The sequence below is a fragment of the Cyclobacterium sp. 10D3-21 genome (assembly GCF_055809755.1).
In genome coordinates this window covers 505,257-527,934 of record NZ_CM147924.1, presented here as the reverse complement: position 1 = coordinate 527,934, position 22,678 = coordinate 505,257, and the positions used below count along the sequence as shown (strand labels likewise).

General features: G+C 37.3%; 16 protein-coding genes. 11 read left to right on the top strand and 5 right to left on the bottom strand.

All coding sequences use genetic code 11. The features are described 5' to 3' along the window. Nucleotides 1-176: 176 nt before the first annotated feature. Nucleotides 177-3,119 (top strand): hypothetical protein, encoded by a 2,943-nt coding sequence (locus AC0L7T_RS02395; RefSeq protein ID WP_473340881.1) that lies wholly within the window; start codon nt 177-179, stop codon nt 3,117-3,119. Nucleotides 3,120-3,671: 552 nt separating this feature from the next. Then, a complete protein-coding gene (locus AC0L7T_RS02390) occupies nt 3,672-4,862 on the top strand; it encodes a patatin-like phospholipase family protein (protein ID WP_473340880.1) in 1,191 nt (396 codons plus the stop codon). Between the two features lie 537 nt (nt 4,863-5,399). Here AC0L7T_RS02390 and AC0L7T_RS02385 read toward each other — a convergent pair. From AC0L7T_RS02385 to AC0L7T_RS02370, 4 genes are all read right to left on the bottom strand, one after another. Continuing rightward, the gene (locus tag AC0L7T_RS02385) at nt 5,400-5,537 is read right to left on the bottom strand and encodes a group II intron maturase-specific domain-containing protein (protein WP_473340879.1); all 138 of its coding nucleotides are present in this window, start codon (nt 5,535-5,537) and stop codon (nt 5,400-5,402) included. A gap of 62 nt (nt 5,538-5,599) precedes the next feature. Then, nucleotides 5,600-6,160: a reverse transcriptase domain-containing protein gene (locus tag AC0L7T_RS02380; RefSeq protein WP_473340878.1), complete on the bottom strand. Its 561-nt coding sequence runs from the start codon at nt 6,158-6,160 to the stop codon at nt 5,600-5,602. Continuing rightward, nucleotides 6,150-6,338 carry a hypothetical protein gene (locus tag AC0L7T_RS02375; protein ID WP_473340877.1) on the bottom strand — a complete coding sequence of 63 codons (189 nt, stop codon included), beginning with the start codon at nt 6,336-6,338 and terminating at the stop codon, nt 6,150-6,152. Before AC0L7T_RS02375 ends, AC0L7T_RS02380 begins: the two co-directional genes overlap by 11 nt. Beyond that, entirely contained in the window at nt 6,335-6,580 is a 246-nt protein-coding gene (locus tag AC0L7T_RS02370) for a hypothetical protein (RefSeq protein WP_473340876.1), read from the bottom strand. Before AC0L7T_RS02370 ends, AC0L7T_RS02375 begins: the two co-directional genes overlap by 4 nt. A gap of 720 nt (nt 6,581-7,300) precedes the next feature. Here AC0L7T_RS02370 and AC0L7T_RS02365 point away from each other — a divergent pair. From AC0L7T_RS02365 to AC0L7T_RS02350, 4 genes are all read left to right on the top strand, one after another. Continuing rightward, nucleotides 7,301-8,524 (top strand): PIN-like domain-containing protein, encoded by a 1,224-nt coding sequence (locus AC0L7T_RS02365; RefSeq protein ID WP_473340875.1) that lies wholly within the window; start codon nt 7,301-7,303, stop codon nt 8,522-8,524. A 401-nt stretch (nt 8,525-8,925) separates the two neighbouring features. Continuing rightward, nucleotides 8,926-10,869 (top strand): hypothetical protein, encoded by a 1,944-nt coding sequence (locus tag AC0L7T_RS02360; RefSeq protein WP_473340874.1) that lies wholly within the window; start codon nt 8,926-8,928, stop codon nt 10,867-10,869. A 776-nt stretch (nt 10,870-11,645) separates the two neighbouring features. Next, complete coding sequence (locus AC0L7T_RS02355) at nt 11,646-13,433, top strand: eCIS core domain-containing protein (protein WP_473340873.1); 1,788 nt, start codon at nt 11,646-11,648, stop codon at nt 13,431-13,433. A gap of 65 nt (nt 13,434-13,498) precedes the next feature. After that, the gene (locus tag AC0L7T_RS02350; protein ID WP_473340872.1) at nt 13,499-14,581 is read left to right on the top strand and encodes a ligand-binding sensor domain-containing protein; all 1,083 of its coding nucleotides are present in this window, start codon (nt 13,499-13,501) and stop codon (nt 14,579-14,581) included. Between the two features lie 527 nt (nt 14,582-15,108). On the opposite strand, the gene AC0L7T_RS02345 is transcribed toward AC0L7T_RS02350, so the two are convergent. Next, on the bottom strand, nt 15,109-15,252 hold the full coding sequence (locus AC0L7T_RS02345; RefSeq protein WP_473340871.1) for a hypothetical protein: 144 nt from the start codon (nt 15,250-15,252) through the stop codon (nt 15,109-15,111). Nucleotides 15,253-15,513: 261 nt separating this feature from the next. On the opposite strand from AC0L7T_RS02345, the gene AC0L7T_RS02340 reads away from it, so the two are divergent. The 5 genes from AC0L7T_RS02340 (at nt 15,514) to AC0L7T_RS02320 (ending at nt 22,649) form a co-directional block, all read left to right on the top strand. After that, nucleotides 15,514-16,473: a hypothetical protein gene (locus AC0L7T_RS02340; protein ID WP_473340870.1), complete on the top strand. Its 960-nt coding sequence runs from the start codon at nt 15,514-15,516 to the stop codon at nt 16,471-16,473. A 643-nt stretch (nt 16,474-17,116) separates the two neighbouring features. After that, entirely contained in the window at nt 17,117-18,064 is a 948-nt protein-coding gene (locus AC0L7T_RS02335; RefSeq protein ID WP_473340869.1) for a hypothetical protein, read from the top strand. A 102-nt stretch (nt 18,065-18,166) separates the two neighbouring features. Further along, nucleotides 18,167-18,379, top strand: a complete 213-nt coding sequence (locus tag AC0L7T_RS02330) for a hypothetical protein (protein ID WP_473340868.1) — start codon at nt 18,167-18,169, stop codon at nt 18,377-18,379. 292 nt (nt 18,380-18,671) lie between these two features. Then, nucleotides 18,672-19,796, top strand: coding sequence for a Fic family protein (locus tag AC0L7T_RS02325; protein WP_473340867.1), 1,125 nt, complete (start codon nt 18,672-18,674; stop codon nt 19,794-19,796). Between the two features lie 633 nt (nt 19,797-20,429). Continuing rightward, nucleotides 20,430-22,649, top strand: a complete 2,220-nt coding sequence (locus AC0L7T_RS02320; protein ID WP_473340866.1) for a M28 family metallopeptidase — start codon at nt 20,430-20,432, stop codon at nt 22,647-22,649. Nucleotides 22,650-22,678: the final 29 nt, after the last annotated feature.

Below are 22,678 nucleotides of genomic sequence, written 5' to 3'. Positions count from 1 at the left end.
TAAGTAAATAGAATAATCATCTATCATTAAAACTTAATATAAGATAATAAATACCGTCACAAAACACAATTTTAAAATTTTCTTTAAAAAACTTCCGACGTTACTGTGTATTTATTAAACATTTTTATTAAGTTGAAATACATTAATAAACCATAGTAAATTAATACTTTACAATAATGCTAGAAAATAGTTACAAACTTGTATTGATGAGCTCAGATGAGCAAAAGCAACTTTTAAGTTTAACTAATAGCCAAGAAAGGGAAGAATATGTAAACACTATAAAACCTAAACTGGGCGAGCATTATTTCGACACATATCTCTCAGTAAAACTATATTTATCTAATAACAACTACGAATACGCAACTATATCTATTAAAGAGTTTCTGGAACTTCATTCTCATATAGAATTCCGTAGTTCTTTAAAAGAAATAACAGACCTTGAAAATATTCCAGAGGTTTTAGGTCAATTAGATATAGAGGAACAGGAAAAAGAATTAACAATATTAGGGCTCATTATGTGTAAACTAAATGAACGGGGTATCGGTCTTGAAAATTTAGATTTAATCACAGACTTAGGAGGCACAAGATGGGTCAATCCTATATATAAAACAATTTTAATCAAATCAGAAGATGATGCGTGCAATGGAATGATAATTCAAGATGGATACTGTGCTCTAAAATACGATGTAACATTATTAAAAAATAGTTATAAAGAACTACTTGAAAACAAAAAATACATTGAGTTTTATGTAAAAAGTACAGATATGGAGAGAAATGATGAAAATCTGGCAGAAAGAATTTTTTTTTTAAACAAGCTAGCAAGTCATATTTCAAATCCTAACATAAAACGAGTTTTTGTTGAGGAAACAGGAAGACTTAATTTTGATCAAAGTGTAAACCCTAAACAAGGTGATTTTAGAAAATTTTTAGTGAGAAAATTGAAAGGTGATAATAAAAATTATATTCTGAATGAATTGATTTTTAAGCTATCAGGAAATTCTCCATATAGTATAGATATCTATCAAGAAGAGGTAGATATTTTTTATACTAAGGAAATAGAAAACATAAGTAAGGTGAGAGAGTATTTCATTAAAACTTATAAAAATCTTGAAGAGCTTGATAGGAAAATTGCTAAAAAAGACACTGTTGAGAAACACTTAAAGCTGTTGAAGTTACTTGATACTGCACATAATCACAGCGAATACTGGGAAAATATGTACGACAAAACAGAGAATAAGGATCTCAAAAAAGAGATGGATTATCATGGAGGTCGAGACTTAAACAATGTTTACAAAAATTCATTTTTTGGTGACGTAAATAATCGTAATACACTTAGCGAAAGGCTTGAAAGAAGTATAGAAGGTTATTTAAAAACTAAAGAAAGACTATTTCTTACCTTAAAAAGAAAGAAGGAACTTTTTAATGATATTACTGATGAAAACATTTTTTCAATATTTAAAAATGAAGGGACACTTTTTGACAAGGTAAGTGGTAAAGACCTGATGTCAAAAGGAATAAGTTCCTCTTATTTACAAAGCATTAATGGTATTTCTGAAATTGATGAGCTACCTAATGTTTTATCTGCTTATAATTCTCTTGATAGACAGTATTTAAGAGATATAAGGAATAATAGAGTTAATGATATTCAAGCAATAGTAAAACGGTTTGAAGCAATAGAATATCAACATATTTCTATTGAGGAAGAATCAAATACCAAAGGCTTGGGATTTAGGATTAAAATAAACCCGATCAAAATTCCTAATCCAAGTGATATCGCAAGAGAATTAGGAGGTGTATTCGATTCGGCTGGAAATGTTATCAATGAAGCTGGCAAGCCTGTAGTCAATATTTTTGATGCGGTACGAACAGGAGGAGAAGACCTTTTTAATACTATCGGAGATGGATTAAATAAGATAAATCTCTATTTAGAAGAAGAAGCTCCGGAGTTTGAGAAGTATATGAGAAGAGATTTCGGGTCTGACTTGGATAAAGCTATAAATAACATAATTTTAAAACCCATAAACTGGATTGCTTGCGGTGGGAAACAACCACCAGAAAATCCTTCGGAAGATGATGACTGTGTTGAAGGAGGGTTGGAGTGTACAAAAGGACCTGACGAAACTAAATGTAGATTAACAGATTCACAAGGAAACCCTTCAGGAATTCCGACTTCAGAAGAAATTGTGACTGAGGAGCAACTTCAATGGATGAGAGATATGGAATTACAAGACATGATTAACTCCATAGACTTTTCAGAGGATATGAAAGCTTGGATTTATAATTCAGAAAATCTAACAGTACTGCAGAGGATGCTAAGCATTAAACAAAAAGAGCTTTATGAAAAAGTTAAAAATGGTGTACCTATCGATCCAAATGAAGAAGCAAAACTAGCAGCTGAGATAAGTGCCCAACAAAACATAATCGATTTAATAAGAGCAGGAACGGACTCTGCTGTTACCAATGTAATTCAAACATTCAAAGATTTAATTAATATAGTTCAAACAATTGATGAGCTGAAGGCCACCATAAATTTTGTGGCTGAAAATGGTTTTGGTAATTTAATGTACGCAATTGGAGAAGGGTTTGTAACATATTGGAATGATTTCAAGAATGCAAATGATATAGGTAAAGCTGAAATTATAGGAATAGTTGCATCTGATACTATTATGTGGTTTGTCCCAGCCGGAGCTGCTCTGAAGCTCGGAAAAGGCACAATAAGAACTGCAGCGGCAACATCTCCTGTTCGTAAACTTTCACAAAAGTTTTCAGAAAGTGTATACAAACATTTAGGAGTAATAAGTGGACCTGAACTTGGGAAATTGATAGGAGAATTTAGAATGGGTGCTAAAACAATTGGAGTTTTTGACTTTGAACCTGGATCGCTTGCCAAATCTAAATTTATTGGAGAGAATTGGGTAGGCCCAAATCCAACAAGGAAACCTTACGATAAACACCCAGGCTATTTTGAATTCACAAGTAAAGATGGGACCCGAAAGTATAGAGAAGCAGTGTATAAGCCTAAACGTGATGTAGTTCAGGCTAATTTTGAATGGAGAAACCCTGGTACTAAAAAAACCTATATCGGGAATGCTCATATGGATATAATTACTGACGATTAGGTTAAAAAGAAGTGGCTATAATAGAGTAGGCGGCCGTGAGCCTTAGGCCAGTGTAGTGTCTCTCACAGTTCTGCTGAACTTGTCAAAGTACCATCTTGGGAGACCGGAAGTCTCGTAGCTACCCTGCATTCTGGCTCTTCACTAAAATGATCTTAAGAGGTCATTTCTTAACGCTCAGTCCTTCTAAGCATATACTTGTCCCAGTTCTACTCCCAACTTAATAAGGTTTTTACGTTTTTGCTCATGCTTCTTCTCCAGGTGAACCTAGACCAAATGAAAACATCAAATTAACCAATGAAACTCGGCACAGGATAATGCCATGCTTGGGCCAGCGCTTAGCAGCTCTGCTACGACGGAGATTTGCAGTCATATTATGGCCGTTTCCAATAAAAATGTAGTCTCCCCTTAGATTCTTTAACCGAATCCTTAATTTGACAGGAAAAAACAAAGCAAAGGAGCTAGGTACATAGTTCATATATACGAAACTCGCTTGATAGAACATAGCTTTATAAAAATGTTGGCAACAATTTTTGAACATTGAACATAGGAATTATGACATACAAAATTTTATCTTTAGATGGTGGTGGAAGTTGGGCTATTCTTCAATTACTTACATTAAGATACAAATATGGGAATGCTAACGGTCATGAAATCCTACGCAATTTCGATATGATAATTGCCAATTCTGGAGGAAGTATAGCTCTTGCAGCCCTTGCAGAAAACTGGACAATAGACAAAGCTCTTACTCTGTTTGACAAACGAGAAGTTAGAGAACAAGTGTTTGACAAAAATAGGTTTAAAGACAGATTTTTCCCTATTGATTATATAAGACTATTCAAAGAATTTGGGCCAAAATATAGTTCACCAAAAAAAGGTAATGCTTTTAAAAAATTATTTCCAGAACTGGATAAAAGACAGATGAGCGAATTACCTAAATTCATTGGAAAAGAGTCTTTAAAATTAATTGTTTGCACCTATGATGCTCTAAATAATAGAGCTAAGTTTTTTAACTCATATGGCAAAGGAAAAATGTATGATTCAATTAGAATGACTCAAGCAATTCATGGGTCATCAAATGCACCAGTTCAGTACTTTGATTTTCCAGCTAGGTTCAAGGCCAAAAACTCAGGAATATTTTATGAACTATGGGATGGTGCTTTAGGAGGTTTTAATAACCCTGTAACCGCAGGAGTAATTGAAGCAGTTAAGGAAGGAATAAATTTAAATGACATTAAGGTGATTTCTATTGGTACTGGTAATAAACTAATGTCAGACGATGATAAAAAGCGGTTTTTTCAAATAAAACAAATAACCCAAAAAGAGAGAAGAAAGAAATTAAAGTTTTGGAGACTAAAACATCAGTTAGAGTTTTTCTCAAAAACCATATTAAATCAAGCTACTACCATTTTGTATGAACCACCTGATTGGGCAAATTATGTAGCTTATATGTTTTTGCTAAAAGATGATGTTAAGGATATTGATAAACGATTTATTAGATTGTCACCTATGATTCATTCTTATCGTGAAGCCACACCCGAAATTAAAGGCCTTTTACAAAAACTGTACAAACTTGACATGGACTTAACAGAAGATTCAGATATTGAACTCTTGAAGAAATGTTTTAACAGTTGGTCAAATGATGAAATTTTGAACCAGCCAATAGATTTCAGAGTTGAAAGAAATAATGATTTAGTTTATTTACAAGGAGACAAATATTTTAGTGAAGCTATTAAAAAATGGTAAATTGTTGCTAATCGAGTAGACGGCCGTGAGCCATAAGCCCACAGCCTGTCCCGAAACCCTTCGGGAATGCACCTCTTACACAGTCGACTGGGGGCCTCGTACCTGCCCTGCATTCCGGCACTTCACTAAAATGATCATAAAAGATCATTTATTTACGGTTATCCCCAGTTCCCGGATTATTAGGTTGCGTTTTGAGGTAATAGGAAAGCATGGATTCATATCCTTTTCTTCTTAGGCGTGACAAAGTGATCGTAGTAATCAGAATCGGACTCTGAGCTTCTGCCTATCCGCCTTTTCTACCCTCCCGCCATCTGGCCTCTCACTAAAATGACCTAAAGAGGTCATTTCTTTACACTCGGTCCTTCCATGCGTAAGCATGGTCTTGGTAAACCCCAAGTCGAATCAGATTTTTACGTTTTCGCTCCGGATTTTTCTCCCGGTCGACCGGGACAAGAGACAATATCGAAGTCGGTTTCTATGCCATTCATCAATGGCTTTCAGCTTGGCGTGGATACTGGCAAGCCTGTCCTGAGATAGTCAGGGGCGGTAATTATTCACCCATCCCCGCCAGACCTCAGCCAGCTTTTTCAACCTTTCCTCGAAGCTGTAAGGTTTGGTTTTCTTGGTGATCTGCTTGAGCTTACGTTTGAGCGACTCCCAACTGTTCTTTTTCACCACCAAAGCCCCCCGCAGCCTGGCCCTTCGCTAAAATCTTTCACGGAAAGATTTCTTTACGCTCAATCCTCCTTTGTCCCCTTTATTATATGTAGGAACAAATGCATGTCCCAACAACTCGAAGTTAGAGGGTCTTCGGATGCCACAGCACTCCGTGCGCCCACTTCGCACTCACGTGCTCGTGCGTCTTTGTTGATAGGTAGTCTGAGCTTGTCCCTTAAGTAAAGATAAATCTCGTTTCCCACTTTTCTGGCCTCCGTCTTTGACTTGGTGTAGATGCTGAAATCGTCAGCATATCGAACATATTTCAGGTTTCTCCTGTCCAGTTCCTTGTCCAGAACATCCAGCAGGATGTTGCTTAGTAAGGGGCTGATCGGGGAGCCCTGTGGTACGCCTTTTCTACGTTTGTGCAGTTTTCCGTCAATTTGGATGGGTGCACGTAGCCATTTTCGAATAAGCCGGAGAGTTGTCGGGCATTTTACCCGTTGATAGATGAACTGTAGTAGGATGGAATGGTTTACTTCATCATCCCGATTGACCGGGATCAAGTCAATGTCCACGATGTCCTGATAGCCATGCCCCCTGCGGCCTGGCCCCTTCGCTAAAATTGTCTTAAAAGACAATTTCTTTACGCTCGGTCCTATATTTCAGGGCTTGTGTTACTGCTTTGTGGATGTTCTTCTGCGGACGGAAACCATAGCTGTATTCCTCAAACGTAAGTTCATACTTGGTCATCAGCACACGGCTAACCGCCTGTTGGATCCACCTGTCCGCTACCGTAGGAATCCCCAGTAGTCTCATCTTTCCGTTTTCCTTCGCCCACCCCGAAACCTGGCCCGAAGCTCCTGCATCGTCCTCCCCTCGATAGGTTTAGGTACATACGTATGGTTGAGGATGGATGTGGCGATTCTGTCCCTGTTGTTTTCCATATAGGAAAACAAACCGGAGACCTCCATGCCGTCTACCCCTGCCGAACCTTTGTTCTGCACTACCTTTCGGTAGGCTTTGTAGAGGTTCTTACGGTTGAGTACTTTTTCTATCATATTCAATTTTGATCCTCCCCTACATTCCGGCCCTTCACTAAAAATACCCTCAGGGGAATTTTCTTAACGCTCAGTCCTGCTTAAGATGAGGCTGCACCAAAGAGGTACTCCTCATCGAATTAGGACGTAATCCAATGTTCAGTCCTTCACTGTTCTGTGAGACCATCAGGGGTATGGTTAAAGCAATCCCTGCTCGTTTCTCCAGCTACTACGACGTACCGTTCGGACGGCACAGGTCGGCTGACTTCTTGGCTCATAGAAACCGAGTCTATTCCAAGACCTCCCTCGGTAAGGTGAATATCCTTGTGCCTATCCCTGCCATATCTACCATTTCGGTGCTTCCTCCCTAACGGGGGCTTGGACTTTAGCGTGATGTGGCACCTCATCCGACCTCATGGCCTCAGTATATGGTTTCTGTTCGTCAGTACAGACACCGCAGTCTGGCTTACTTCACTGCATGCCTCACGGCAAACCAGCTTGCCACTTGCTTGGCTTCGGGTAACGACTCCCGCGCTTAAGGGACTTTCACCCGTAGGAACGGTCAACTTTTTGACCTATATTCACCATTCAAGGCACACACACCGTGTATAGTTAATTGCTTTGGTCGTCGCTTATTTGTAAAATTTATTCTGAATTTTCTTGCATTCGTTTTTGTTTACTAAATTAGTTGCTTAAACACGAAACTAACCATACATAATACCGTTAGGCACAATTATAAAAATGAAAAACATATTTCCTGGATATTGCAAAAAATCAGAAACCGAAATTAAAAAAATTTGGGAAGATGGTTTAATTATTTTTGATACAAATGTATTGTTAAATTTATATAGATATTCTGATTCTACTAGAGACACAATAATTGACTTGATTGGTAAATTCTCAAAACAAATATGGTTACCAAATCAAGCTGCTTTAGAATATAATAGGAATAGATATGAAGTAATAGCAGAACAAGAAAAAGCTTATAAAGAATTTCTGGAAAAGATATCGCAAATTCAAAAAGATCTTCAATCAACCAATAAACCTCCTTTTTTATCAAATAATGTTGACAAAAATCTAAATATCGTTTTTGAAGATGTTAGTACAGAAGTACAAGAAAGTATAAAAAAATATAGTGATTTTCTCAAAGATGATCCAATTTATAATAAATTATCAAATCTATTTAATAACCGAATAACTGAGCCTTATACAAAAGAAAAGCTTCAAGAAATATACAAAGAAGGGGAAGAAAGATTCAAATCAAAAATTCCTCCAGGTTTTGAAGACGAGAAAAACAAAGAAGGTGTTAGAAAATTTGGGGATTTGGTTTTATGGAAACAAATTATTGATAAAGCAAAAGAACAGGCTAAAGATATTATTTTAATTACTGATGAGCGTAAAATTGATTGGTGGTGGAAAATAAAAGATGGCAGAAATATGGGCCCCAGACAAGAACTTGTAGAAGAAATAAAAACAGAAGCAAATGTAGATTTTCACATGTATTCGTCTGAAAGATTTCTAAGTTATGGTCAAAGTTTTCTAAAAGAGCAAGTAAATCAAAAAGCATTAGAAGAGATTCAAGCAATGAAAAAAGCTGAAATGGAAGAACTAAGAAGATTTAAAAACTCAAGAGAAAACAAACTGAACGATGAAGCAAAACTGAACGATGAAAATAAATATTTGCATGATAGATTAAACGAGATTAGTGAAAGAATATATGACGTAGAAAAGCAAAAAGATGACCTTTTTAATGATTCTTTAAGTAATAATGAATCTCAAGAATACATTCATAATTTAAGTATTCATAAATCAGAATTGGAAGAAGAACGTAATGATTTAGTAAAAAGAATTGAATTTATTCATAAACATCTTTACCATGATAGGGAACGATTTTTAGATGATGAAAATAAAAATGAGTTTATTAAAAAATATTTTAAAAGTAAATATATTTATAAAAACAAATAACTGTGCCTAATAACTAAGCATTCTGACGGCTGGAACAGCCTAGTCTGAATGCAGTGTTGAACCCTGAGAAATGTTCAGGGTAAACTTCAATGTCCCTTCGACAGGCTCAGGGCCCAGATCACCTTATTAGGAATTAGGCTTACTATGAAGAATGGTCTTCCCTCTTTTTTTTAGCGTTGGAAGAATTAAAAATTTACTGATTTTAAGTTGTTCTTTGGCTTAGGGTTCCTTTTTGCCTAATTAGTAATATCTATAAATACCGGAGATTCGTGGCTAAACCAATACTAATTGCAATATCACTCAATAAGAATGTTATTTTTGATTCAGGAAGATCATTTTATTCTTTTAAGGGCTAAGTAGAGTTTCAGCCTTAAACAAAAACCCAATTTAATTAAGTCATTATGAAAATACCTAAGGCCTTAACAATTCTATTGATACTAGTGAACTTTTCAGCTTTTGCCCAGACTTTTGACGCATCAATGGGTAAAGTTGGTGATCTATCCTTACTAAAGGAGCTTCCAATGCCTACCAAAAGTGGTAAAATAATGGCTCCGGTTGTTGATATTATGCCGCATCTAAGGGGTTTTCATGGTTATAAGGAGGTTAGAGATGAAATGATATTTCTGAAAAAATTAGGCTTCAAGAGGGTTTACTTTATTTTGAGTCAGCCAGGTTATTCTGCTTTTTCCGATCCAACCATCTCTGTGATGTCACCTGATAAGGGCACCGGAAATCATACCCTCGAATCTATATTGGCGCTTGGAGATCCGAATTATGTGTATTTATACGAAGCCCAAAGATTGGGTATGGAAGCCTGGGCAATTATAAAGCCATATGAGTCAGGAACAGGTTTTACCATTCCACACGGCGCCTCTACCGCGCTTAGCAAACAAATCCCGACCATCGGAGGACAACACATCAATTTTGATAATTTAATAGCCAACAATCCTGAATTAAGAATCAAAAGAAAGCCTGAACAAGATTCTATCTTACTTAGGTTAAAGGAGCCTATTCAATCCTTGGAAGTTGCTTTTAGTCTAGATGCTTTCAGAGATAAAACATCGGCTAAGAAATATTTTGAATTTAAAGGGCTGTCGGAGGCAGCAATTCAAATACCTGAAATTACGCTTTGGCATAGCAAGGACAATGGCAGGTACACTAAATATGAGGGGGAAATAAAGGTAGCGTCAAAATTTGAACACCGTAAGGTAAAAGATGCCAACGGATTTTTAGTTGAAGATTTACCAAAGCGATTGTTGGTTTTAACACTAGAAGATTTTACCATACCTGAGCAAGATTCGTATTTGGCAATAACTTTTGGACAGCACAAGGATTTTTACACCATACCTTATTCAATGATACGCGCATTTACCGCTTCAGGAGAAATCCCAATTACTACTGGTATTCATGTAAGAAGTCCATTAAGTAAAGAAGAAGCAATGAAATCTCCGGAAGACAGAGAATGGGGGCTGGAGGACAAAACGGTTAAAGGTGAAAAGGCTGCAAACTCGTTTATGGACTGGGGTTTTGAATTTGAATTTCAAGGGGCAGGTTTTTGGGGTGATGGTTGGACTAGTAGTCCCGTGTATGGAATAGCGAAAGGCAAGCGAGAATACATGGGAGGAACCCCTTGTGAAGCTTACCCTGAAGTGCAGGAGTACTGGCTGGACCAAGTAGAGCGCGTGACGAAAATGGGATTTGACGGAATTGATTTTCGACTTCAAAATCATTCTGGAATGGTGACTGATTATGTGAATTATGGGTATAATGAACCCATTGTAAAACGTTACAAGGAAAAATATGGTATTAATATACTAGAGGCAGAAGCAGATCCATTGAAAATTATGGAAATAAGAGGGGAATATTTCATGTCGTTTTTAGAAAAAGCTGCAGATGTGCTACACGCATCAGGTAAAAAAATGCAGGTTCACTTGCGTCAAGCTCATGAGGAGCCTCTATTGTCCGATGATTTCAATGAATTGGGGTTCTGGGCAATGCCTAAGGTCCTTATTGATTGGAAAAAAGCAATTGATTTGGCCGATGAGGTAACCCTTAAACATTACTATCGTGGAGATTACCAACCTTCGATGGCAGATAGCATTAAAACATATGCCAATAATCAAGGGAAACGGGTTTGGGTGCATAATTACTTCACTCAAGGTGATGGTGTGGAATACGATTTTTTAAATGACATAGAAAAAGACCAAAGAGTAGGTGGAATTCTATTGTACGAAGTAAATAGAGGCCTTTTATATACTGGCTTCCCTGATGACAAGTGGGGACAAAATGAAGCGAATATTAATAAATTACAGGAGGTGTTGCAAAAATTAAGTGCTGATGAATAATGGCATATTAATTTAAATTTTAGCTTTGTTGGGCCAGCTATTGAGCCATCAGTAATAAAGTAATAGTAGTGATCTGCATCGGACTTAGAGCCACTGTCCAACCGACTTTCCTGCCAGGTCACATGGCCCTTCAATTCGAACCATCCCCGTGAGAAATCAGGGAAAGAATCGCGACTTGCTAATACTGGGGGACATAGCTTGTCCCTAATTTAATCAGGAACTCCCTTACATAAGGGATACCGATAAAACTCGGCAAAGACTACCGACATGCTTCGGCACAGGTTTTCACCCTTTGAAATAATTTGGTATCTTCAATGTCAGATGCCCATGCTGGGTACATACAATATGTATAGTGCATAGCACCCTTCGGGACACTAAGACACCATACACGGAACGTTATGCACAATGTACCCAGTGCAGGTGAGGCTCGAATATTCCAGGCTTGACTCACAAAATAGCGTTTTATTGAAAACAATGCGCGAAAGATCTTGCGTTTTACAAAGTTCATCAAACCGCAAATTTGGTCTTGACCACTCCTCATCTTTGACTAAAAAAACGCAAAAGTAGTAATCCTCTTGCTCGAACATGAGTGGGTATCACTAGCGTATGGAATGAACCTGAACCAATTTTGGAATTGCCGGCCCCGCAAAAAATTGTCGGATTTACAATGATTAGCTATTCGTCGAATTGGCAGTTACCGATTGTAAACTTCATTTATTTTTAATAAATTGTATATGTACGCATTTTACACAAAATTAAAATGAGAGCAAATTAAAATGACCAAAATTCAAAACTGCTTCTCTACAGATTCACGTTCTCACTCTTCAAAGCCATTTTTTAATAAAAAAGGAGAAGGTGATGTTTTTTCACCCATTCAGGAAAAGCAAACACCATTCTTTAGTCCGAATACTTTTCAGGCAAAATTGAATATTGGACAACCTGACGATATGGCTCACAAGGAGACTAATACCGTATCAAGAAAGGCGACAGATCAAATCCAACCTTCAAAATCTACTCCTTCTATTCAAGCAAATTGTGAATCGTGCAAGGAGGAAGAAGGACTTAAGGAAAACCAGGAAAAGGACTTTTCCGAAGTTATGAGGAAGCCAATTTCTGGAGGCAGTGCTTCGAATAATGATGGGGCTTCTATCTCAAAGAAACCCCAAATATTTTTACGAAATCATCCTGTTTCACAAAATTTGGAATTAGGTAGCGCCGAATCCTCTGAGGAGCAGAGCGCCGACCAGTTCGCAGCCGATATAATGAGATCAACGTCTTCAGAAAAACCAATTTTGGAAAACACATCAAGAATGTACTCTGGAGGAAATGCTGTAAGCAGAAAAGCCTCAAAGACTGATTCCCAAAGCGAAGTACCTAATATTGTTGGGGAGGTACTGTCCACATCTGGCAGGCCAATGGAGAAGGATAATCAGCAGTTTTTTGAAAACCGAATAGGTGCCGACCTTAGTAACATTCGTATTTACACCGGAGAGAAGGCTGCAAAATCAGCTGACTCGATTGGAGCCGACGCCTATACAGTTGACAATCGAATAGTATTTGGAAATGAAAAATATCAACCTGATACTGAGAATGGAAAAAAGCTTTTAGCGCATGAATTGGGGCATTCGGTTTCCTCAGAATTATCTGGAGGCTCCTCCAATGCTCAGAGGAAAATGATTCATCGCTCGATTCAAGCAGGTGGAATCCGCACAAGTGTTGAGGTCCTCGAAAAAGTACGAAGAACTGTTACTAACGCTACGCGGGAATATTATGATATTGCGCATGGTGGTGGCTTTCTTTTTACTGCTTTATTCCCTTCCGGTCATCATGCTCGAAAAATTATCATACTCTATAGATTAGCAGAGGCATTTCATCCGGGAGGCGGGGTAGATTTACCCTCAAATAATTTTGTTTACACCTGTACTTGCGGATGGCTCGATATGGGCCATTTCTTTTTCACATCAGTAGCGGGATATCTCGAATCATTGGGGATACAAGCGAGACCTGAAAATCAAAGTTTATCTACAGTTTTGCAACTTTATGGAGAATTAAATATACCAACGATCAGACCTGGAGGAGGACGGAGAGCGTATGAAACAAGTCTTCGTATTGAGGAACAGCAGCAACAACTCCGTGAACGATTGGAGGCTGGTGAATCATTAACTCCTGGTGAAATTGGAACGGCTCAGAGTGCTTATACCTTGGAGGATTTACGTTCGAATTGGGAAGGTGCACATTTCGGTGAAAATGCAACTGACAGCAGCTTTGATATTGTGTCGAGTCTTCAGGCGGTATTTGACAACTGTCGTCCCGCTAATTTACCTTTGCCTCCTATTGCACAACGTAGTGACACTCAGAATTTCCATCCATCTGTTCAAAGGCTCATTAGAGAGACAATTGGAGATGAGCAGGTAACAATAAATGGAACATCTCACGCTTTACCTCGGCAACAGTTCGTACGAGACGAAGATCGTGCTAATCGTCCGCAACCAGTTGTTGATACAAATTTTTGTCATGGTCCAGGTGATTACAACTTACCAAATCAAGATGAAAGACCAGTTTAGGATATATCCAGTGCTCTAAAAAATAAATCTTTATCCAACGTAAATAGGCATAAATAAATGAAACAATGAGTGCAATGAAACAGGTGAAAATATTCCTTTGTAAAACGAACTTATTGTTAGCAATAACCCTGTCAATTGTCATATCATCTTGTAATGGACAGGCAAACAAAGGTGATTTACAGCATCTAAATTCATCAAGGGAAATAATTTCTCAAAATTCAACGCTACAAAATGACCATTTAAACAAGCAGATAAGTCAAGTTGTGAGGACGATATTTCAAGACAGCAGAGGGGACATTTGGTTTGGAACTCAAAATGGAGCCTTTAAACTTAGCGGTAAATCATTGGTTCACATTGACAGTATTAAAAGTGGATCAGGAAAAGGTGTAACAATAAAAGGCATTACTGAAGACAAAAATGGGACAATATGGTTAGGACATACAGATGGCATTAGCAGAATTGATGGTGAAACAGTAACAAATTATTATGAAACAGATGGCTTAATAAGCAATGATGTTTGGTGCATTACAGCAGACACTAATGGAAAAATTTGGATTGGAACGATTGAGGGTATTAGTGTATTTAATGGACAAGGTTTTACTAATTTCGATTTACCCGAAGGAAAGATTGACCCAACGCTCGGAGTATCCAGTACCAAGATTGTTCATAGTATAATGGAGGATAGTAAGGGGACTTTATGGTTCAGCACCAATGCTGGGCTTTTCTCCTATTCAAATAATATATTAATTAATGTATCGGATAAAGTTGGTATTCCAACAACCTTCGTAAATGAAATATATGAAGACCATAAAAGTGAATTTTGGATTTCGACAAAGCAGGATTTATATCATCTGAAAGATAATAAGCTAAAAAACATAACTAAAGATAAAATTGAAGTTGGCAAAGGCATAGGAAGTATTGCTGAAGATAGCGACGGAAATATCTGGTTTGCTTCGAATCTACACTCTTTATATACTTTTGATGGAAAAGAACTCAGCGAATACCAAAAAACAGAAACTAATAATGACCCGGTAGTATTTCAAATTTTCAAAGATCAGGACGATAGACTCTGGTTCGTTGGATATGGTGGTGCCTACCGATTGGAAAAAGGAAAATTTGTTAATATTACACAGAATGGTCCTTGGTAAAAACAATACGAACGCAGAATCGAATAGCCCGACCTGAGCCAAATGACCTGGTTGAAACTCTCACACAGTCGACGGGATTATCGCACCTGCCCTGCATTCCGGCGCTTCACTAAAATAATCTAAGAGATCATTTTTTTATGATCAGCCCAAATTCGCCGGTTTATGGGTTGCGTTTTGAAGTAATAGGAAAACATAGCTTCATATCCCTTTCTTCTCAGGCGTGACAGAGTAATAGTAAATCAGAATTTGATTTTGAGCCATTGCCGAATAGCCTTTCCTGCTAAACCTTCACCTGGCCCCTCATAGCAAACCACCTCTTTGAAAAATCAAGGAAAGAATTGCGACTTACTTATGTTTCGCACAGATTTTCCCCCGCTGGAATAATTTGGTATCTTAGATACCAGATCACCATGCTGAGCACACACAAAGGCTAAAAAATCATTGCTACCCTAGCGACAGAAATGATTTTTGGCCGAGACGTTATAGCATACTAAAGAAAGTCAATCAAATGCCATCCGTTAAAATTATTACATGAAGTTTTTAAGGACACTATCATTAAGAGAGGTGTTATCCTCATTTTTATCTGCCATAATGATGGTTTCTTTTTTCTTTTTCTTTAAGCTAACCGATTTACTTGATTCGTATTCCATCTTACTTGGACTGATTATCATCTTTCCGATTTTTCTTACGCATAGACTTTATTTTTTAGAACATAAAAGAAGAAATCGACTTCTTGGAAGACTCTTGCATGATGGCATTACACTAATTTGTATCGTAATTATTGCAAGTTTAAGTCTGAATATTGTCGGTAAATTTTATAGAATTGGAAGTTATACAAACCTAATTATAGCCACATTAACTGTCGTTATAATAGCTGAAATAACATTTTCATTTTTAAATCAGTTTTTGCTCAGAGTTTTAAAAATTCGGGTATGTTAAAGAAACAGAAATTACTAGGGATATTAATTTGTTTTGTATTTTTGTTGATATCCCTTTCAATAGAAATTTTTAACAGGAATTCAAATCCAGAACGATATAAAGTTTGGAATAAAGATTCTGTTCTAGGAGCTGAAGATTTCCTTGGGCAACCACCTTTTTATGGAGGACGACATGCAGAAATTTTCTATCGAGCTAGAGTAATCACCAACCCAGATATCAGGGTTGTTACTGAAATGGACAAATTCCAATCTTACATTAAAAAGAACCGAATTTCTGAAAAGTTAATTAAACATGAAGCATATCATCTTAAGCTTGCCTATGCATTTTTAGCTGAAGTAAATCAACAAATTTCGCAACAAAATTTGAGTGTTGATGAAGCAAATCAATTGACTATAAGGATGTTTCATAGAATGGAGCAATATCAAAAGTTGTATGATAAAAAGGCCGATCACAGTTTGATAGAAGCCCAACAAAATTATTGGGAATACAAGATTGATTCTATCCAGAATAAATCTATTGATTTTCAATTATTTAAAGAGACAGAAAAGATTAAGGTTTACTTTCCAGATAAACCCAAAGATTTTGTACTTTCCTTTAACGATGAAAATTTTAAAGGATATAAGCTTGAACAATATGATGTAAAATTGTGGATTGTGGATATGGAGATGTTTACTACCGATACATTCGCAATAGAGGACTATTGGATTTATACTCTTGTTGGCGAAGGTCATTCTAATATAATAGTAAATCGAAATTATCCTCACAAAAGGTCCATATTTGAATCATATAGTAAAGATACTGTTGCAAAACAGATTGTTCTGGATAAATTACTCTTGGGGAAAAACACTACCTATTGGTTAAGAAACAGATATCCAATAGTTGAGGAAAATGAAGAACTTTACAAAAGAATTGGAGACCAATTTTTCAATTCATTTAGAGTGTTTGATGAATGAAAAATAAACGTTCTTTAATTGTGTAGACGACCGCGTTAGATTCCTCTGACACAGAGTGCCACACACACAATCGACTTGGATTATCGTACCTGCCCTACCTTCCGGCGCTTCACTATTATAAAATTAAGAGATCATTTTTCCCTAGTTCCCCGGTTTGGGTGGCGTTTTGAGGTAATAGGAAAACATAGGTTCATATCCTAGTCTTCTCAGGAGTGACAAAGCAATAGTAGCAATCAGAATTAAACTTTGAGCCATTGCCGAATAGCCTTTCCTGCTAAACCTTCACCTGGCCCCTCATAGTATACCACCTCTTTGAAAAATCAAGGAAAGAATTGCGACTTGCTAATGCTTCGTACAGGTTTTCCCCCTCTTGAGTAATTTGGTGTCTTCAATGTCAGATCCCCATCCTGGGCACACACAAAGGCTGAAATGTTCATAGCGGCTATGCCCCACAACGCCATTTAGCCAGAACGTTAGGTCCCAAAACCAAATAAATCGTCCTGTTCTAGAAATAGTAGTGGAATAAATACTTTTGACCGAGATATATCCGCTAAATTAAAAGATCTAAGTAGTTCTGGTATTCTCTCCCCAATCGCTTACCTTGCTAGTAGGCCTATTTTTGAGTATCACAATCCTAAAAAAAATGAAACTATACAGCTACCTCCTTTTACTATCAGGCATACTTTTTTCTGCCTGTAGTTCTCCGAAAAACAATTCGTCCGAATCTGTAAAACAAGCAATTGCGGCACAAATCACCCATTCCTTTTTTATTGCAGGCCCCGACTTTACGGGTATTTTGGACGAGGCAGGAGAAATCCTTTGGGATGCTGAACGTGCAGGTGCGAGAGATGGTTATGTTTTGGACAATGGACATGTATTGATTTGCTGGTCAGAAGAAGTACTAGGGTTTGACAAGGATAAAAAGGTCGTATTTCGATATGAAAAGTCAGCCTTAAACAAGGAATTGGGTACAGCTGTTCGCCTCGATAATGGCAATACCCTCATTACAGAATTAGGAGATAAGCCTCAAATATTGGAGGTAAATCAAGCGGGAGAGATAGCTGTTGCCGTTCCTTTACAACCTGAAACCGACAATGCACATATGCAAACCCGTATGGCCCGAAAATTAGCCAACGGAAACTATCTTGTCCCCCACCTATTGGCCTTTGCGGTTAAAGAATACAGCCCTTCAGGCGAGATACTACAGACTTTCCCTACAGATTTACCCGAATTAGGTGGTCGAGAAGCTAAAAACTGGCCATTTACAGCAATTCGTCTTGCCAACGGGAATACCCTGATCAATTTAACGAATGGGAATAAAACAGTTGAGGTGGATGCTGCTGGAAAGGTAGTTTGGAAAGTTAGCAATGAAGATTTTGAAGGAAGCCCTTTTCAAGATCCTTGTGGTGCCCAGCGATTGCCCAATGGTAATACGGTGATTGCCAGCTATGGAGCGAAAGAGGGGATCAAACTTTTTGAGTTAACCCCTGAAAAAGAAATGGTCTGGAAGTACGAAGGAGTGAACAGAGTGCATCATTTTCAGGTATTAACAACAAATGGAATAGCCCTGAAAGGAACCCCTTTGAAATAAGAGGCAGAGAAGGTCCTGGAGCATTTTGATCTGTAAATCAAATCCTTACTCATTTTAACAGGCTTTTACAATGATAGATTGTTTTCTTTTTCATAGCATAAAATGTTGACTATTAACGATAGGTCTAATTTAGGAAGAAACGGCAATAACTGCCGGCTTCCTGCTATAGAAGGATTCGTTCAACAAGACATACAGCTTATGGTGGAGGAACGGTTGCCAGCAAGGTTTCCGCGGCCTAGTCAGGTTCTCGCACTGCGGGCAGAAAAGTGCTTCGAAACCGCTAAAAGACCTAGGCAAACCGTTGGGCAACGTTAAATAGCACCTATAACCCGAAATATGCAATAGACAATCTATTACGTGCTGAAATCGCTTCAAAATCAGCCACTTCGTTGCTGTTTTCAATTTCACCATAGCGGTGCTATGCTAAAATCTCCAAACAGCCTGATTTTCTTGCGATTGCAACACTCATCACGAATCCTATTACATAATCCGGGTTTAAATAATAAAGAATTTAGATATAAACTTAATTTAAACCTTTTCTTATTTAATATTTTTGTGATATTCTTAACTAATAAGCATCTTTGTTTAAGTTTATACTCAAACAAAGATGAAAACATTCAAATCTGGTAATTATATAAATCAAGGAACTTATAAGAGTTTTCAACCTACGAAAATAAATCGAAAATGGACAATTGACGACATGGAAGTATTAAACCTTTTAAGTCAGGCTGACAGACAACTTGGAAGACTTGATATGTATTCCGAGTACATTCCCAACATTGATTTATTTATCAGCATGCATGTCTTGAAAGAAGCTACTCAATCAAGTAAAATAGAGGGAACAAAGACTAATATTGAAGAGGCTTTACTAGATAAAAAAGATGTAAATGATGAAAAAAGAGATGATTGGGAAGAAGTACATAACTATATAGAAGCATTAAACGCTGCTATTAAAAGTTTAGAAAAATTACCCTTTTCTTCAAGGTTACTACGAGAAACGCACAAAATTTTACTCCAAGGGGTAAGAGGAAAACACAAACTTCCTGGAGAGTTCAGAAGCAGTCAAAACTGGATAGGTGGAGCCAGTATTAATGACGCTACATTTATCCCGCCCATTCCCACAAGTGTACATGAATTCATGAGTGATTTAGAGAATTTTGCTCACAATACTGAATCATTTTTTCCAGATTTACTTAAAATTGCTTTAATACATTATCAATTTGAAACAATTCATCCTTTTCTGGATGGTAATGGAAGGGTTGGCCGATTAATGATCACACTCTATTTGGTTGAAAAAGGCATATTAAAAAAACCGATTCTCTATCTATCTGATTTTTTTGAAAGAAACAGAATGTTATATTATGACAATCTTACAAGAGTTAGGGAGAAAAACGATTTAAGGCAATGGTTCAAATTTTTTTTAGTTGGTGTAATTGAAACTGCAAAAAACGGAATAAATACATTTGATAGTATATTAAAACTACAAAAAGAAGTCGAAGTTAAACTCCAAGCTTTAGGAAGTCGCTCGTATAATGCACAATTGGTTTTAAACCATCTTTACCAACGACCAATTGTAGATGCGCAAAAAGTTAAAGCACTGACAGGATTATCGGCCCCATCTGTATACAAATTAATTGAAGCACTTGAAAAGGTCGAAATATTGTCCGAAATAACAGGGGCAAAAAGAGGTAAAATTTATTTATTCAAAGAATACACGAAACTATTTAAATAAAACTGCACCTAATTACCAAGCATTTTGAAGGCTGGAACCCTTCGACAGGCTCAGGGACCGTGCTCAGGGTACACTTAGAGGGTTGTTTATTAAGGTTACTACGGGAATGATTTTCCCTGTTTTATTTTTTAACGTTGGTTGATTGAAAAAGTAGGTGGTTATAGGCTGTACCTTCGCGTTATTTTGTTTTTTTGGGAGACTAAGCCTGCTTTTCGGATGGTTTAGCATGAGATTCAGGCTGTTACTGAAAAAGCCTGAAAGCCTTAAATAATTAAGCAGGGAGTGCACCCGTGGCTAGAGAATCCAAATTAAATTATTTTAGCGGAATCGTCTCTTTTTTCTGCAATAGTGCTGACTGACATAGCCACACCCCATATTATCTTCAAAAGTCTATCTATACCATATATTTAATTTATATTTTATATATATAGTTATATAGGATTTCAAAAAATAATAAATGTATTTTAATAAACTCTTTCATAGTAAAAAAATGGTAGATTGATATATTGTTGTAAGGGGAATAAAGTGTAGGCTGCACTTTATTCGTACTTTATGTATAAAATAATTAGGATAAAGCGATGTATGTTTGGCATAAGAGGTGCTTTTTTTACGAACCCATTTAAAACAATAGATATGAAATTTAAACATTTAATTTTACTCCTTTTGATCGCTGGTTTTTTAAATGGTTTTTCAGTGACTGCTCAATCCCATAAAATTCTGGGATTTTCAGAAGAAACTACTACTACTCAACTCACACTGGAAGCTGAGTTTGATCAGTTAGTGCAGGCTGAATATCTTGATAACTGGATGAAATATATGAGTGCTGAACCGCATCATGTAGGTTCGGTGTATGATAAAAAAGTGGTAGATTTTATTGCAGGTAAATTTATGGAGTGGGGCTATGAAGTAAAGGTCGAGAAATTTGATATACTCTTCCCAACACCTAAAATTAGACTACTGGAAATGACAGAACCATTGTTATTCAAAGCTACTCTAAAGGAGCCGGCTGTTGAAGGGGACTCATCTTCAGCCCAAATTGATGAAGCATTACCTGGCTATAATAGTTTCTCTATAGATGGTGATGTGACAGCCGAACTCGTGTTTGTAAATTATGGGCTGCCGGCCGATTATGAAGAATTAGAAAAGCGGGGTATAGATGTAAAAGGTAAAATAGTCATTGCCAAGTATTATGGCTCCTGGAGAGGTATAAAACCTAAAGTGGCAGCCGAAAAAGGCGCGATCGGTTGTATCATCTACTCAGATCCCAAGGATGATGGATATTATCGGGGTGACGTATATCCTAAGGGCCCTTTTAAAAATGAATATGGTGTGCAGCGAGGAGCAGTCATGGATTTACCTTTGGCACCTGGCGATGTACTGACACCCGGTTATGGGGCTACAGATGATGCCGAACGACTTAAAATAGAGGATGCGCCTTCTTTGACAAAAATCCCTGTTTTACCAATTTCCTATCATGATGCATTACCACTTTTGAAAGCATTAGAGGGCCCTGTAGCACCTGATGACTGGAAAGGAGCACTACCAATCACCTATCATATCGGCCCTGGTCCGGCCAAAGTACATTTGAAGCTGGAATTTAACTGGGACATGAAACCTGCTTATGATGTGATTGCCACCTTGAAAGGGAGTAGCTACCCTGATGAGTGGATCCTTCGTGGCAACCACCATGATGCATGGGTTCATGGAGCAAATGACCCCATTAGTGGATTAGTAACCATGATGGAAGAAGCAAGAGCAGTTAGCGAACTTGTGAAGAAAGGAAATCGTCCAAAAAGGACCATGGTTTATTGTGCTTGGGGAGCAGAAGAACCTGGCTTAATTGGTTCAACGGAATGGGTTGAAACGCATGCGGAAGAATTAAAACAAAAAGCGGTTGCGTATATCAATACTGATGGAAGTGGAGCCGGATTTTTATTTGCAGGGGGCTCTCATACATTGGAGAAATTTTTTAGTGAAATCACTAAAGTGGTTTCAGATCCGCAAAAAAATGTTTCCGTATTTGAAAGAAGAAATGCCATTGAATTGATAGAAGGAAGGCCTGGGTGGACGGATTATAAATTAGGCGCATTGGGTTCCGGCTCTGATTATTCGCCTTTTTTGCAACATTTAGGTATTGCATCTTTCAATCTGGGTTTTAGTGGAGAAAGTCATGGTGGGGAATATCATACCATGTATGATTCCTATGAACTCTATAAAAGGTTTAAAGACCCTACCTTTCAATATGGTACTGCACTGGTTAAAGTGGCAGGACGTATCAGTTTGCGATTGGCAAATGCTGATGTTTTACCTTTTGAATTTCAGCATTTTGCTTCAACTATCTCTAAATATGTGGATGAAGTGACTAAACTGACTGAAGATTTAAGAGCGGAAACAGAAAAAGAGAATAAACTAATTAATGATGGAGTGTATGCGTTAGTGTCCGATCCAAACGAGATTAACATTATTCCAAAGTCAAAAGAAAAGGTTCCTCATTTAAATTTTGCTCCTTTAGAAAATGCATTAGCTGAATTGAAAACAAAAGCGTCTGCCTTTGAGAAGGCGTACGAGAATTTTGATGTTTCCGGGAAAGAAACAGTAAATCTCAATCAAATATTAAAAGATATGGAACAATCATTAATCAGAGAGCATGGTTTGCCGAGACGCCCTTGGTTTAGAAACCAAATTTATGCTCCGGGTTTTTATACTGGTTATGGTGTCAAAACATTACCTGGGGTACGAGAAGCCATTGAACAAAGGGAATTTAAAGAAGCCAATGAGCAAATTGAAATTCTAAGTGAGGTCTTGATTCTATTTAGCAAAAACATTGAGAAAGCTGTGCTTATCATGAACTAAGATTCCTAGCTTAGAAGGGATTCATCAAT

What these genes read in the sequence shown, in the direction of transcription:
- AC0L7T_RS02345 (WP_473340871.1), bottom strand. Translation starts at nt 15,252, where the DNA reads ATGATAATCAGTCCAAGTAAGATGGAATACGAATCAAGTAAATCGGTT.
- AC0L7T_RS02355 (WP_473340873.1), top strand. Translation starts at nt 11,646, where the DNA reads ATGACCAAAATTCAAAACTGCTTCTCTACAGATTCACGTTCTCACTCT.
- AC0L7T_RS02365 (WP_473340875.1), top strand. Translation starts at nt 7,301, where the DNA reads ATGAAAAACATATTTCCTGGATATTGCAAAAAATCAGAAACCGAAATT.
- AC0L7T_RS02390 (WP_473340880.1), top strand. Translation starts at nt 3,672, where the DNA reads ATGACATACAAAATTTTATCTTTAGATGGTGGTGGAAGTTGGGCTATT.
- AC0L7T_RS02335 (WP_473340869.1), top strand. Translation starts at nt 17,117, where the DNA reads ATGAAACTATACAGCTACCTCCTTTTACTATCAGGCATACTTTTTTCT.
- AC0L7T_RS02360 (WP_473340874.1), top strand. Translation starts at nt 8,926, where the DNA reads ATGAAAATACCTAAGGCCTTAACAATTCTATTGATACTAGTGAACTTT.
- AC0L7T_RS02375 (WP_473340877.1), bottom strand. Translation starts at nt 6,338, where the DNA reads ATGAGACTACTGGGGATTCCTACGGTAGCGGACAGGTGGATCCAACAG.
- AC0L7T_RS02340 (WP_473340870.1), top strand. Translation starts at nt 15,514, where the DNA reads ATGTTAAAGAAACAGAAATTACTAGGGATATTAATTTGTTTTGTATTT.
- AC0L7T_RS02370 (WP_473340876.1), bottom strand. Translation starts at nt 6,580, where the DNA reads ATGATAGAAAAAGTACTCAACCGTAAGAACCTCTACAAAGCCTACCGA.
- AC0L7T_RS02320 (WP_473340866.1), top strand. Translation starts at nt 20,430, where the DNA reads ATGAAATTTAAACATTTAATTTTACTCCTTTTGATCGCTGGTTTTTTA.
- AC0L7T_RS02325 (WP_473340867.1), top strand. Translation starts at nt 18,672, where the DNA reads ATGAAAACATTCAAATCTGGTAATTATATAAATCAAGGAACTTATAAG.
- AC0L7T_RS02395 (WP_473340881.1), top strand. Translation starts at nt 177, where the DNA reads ATGCTAGAAAATAGTTACAAACTTGTATTGATGAGCTCAGATGAGCAA.
- AC0L7T_RS02330 (WP_473340868.1), top strand. Translation starts at nt 18,167, where the DNA reads ATGTTGACTATTAACGATAGGTCTAATTTAGGAAGAAACGGCAATAAC.
- AC0L7T_RS02350 (WP_473340872.1), top strand. Translation starts at nt 13,499, where the DNA reads ATGAGTGCAATGAAACAGGTGAAAATATTCCTTTGTAAAACGAACTTA.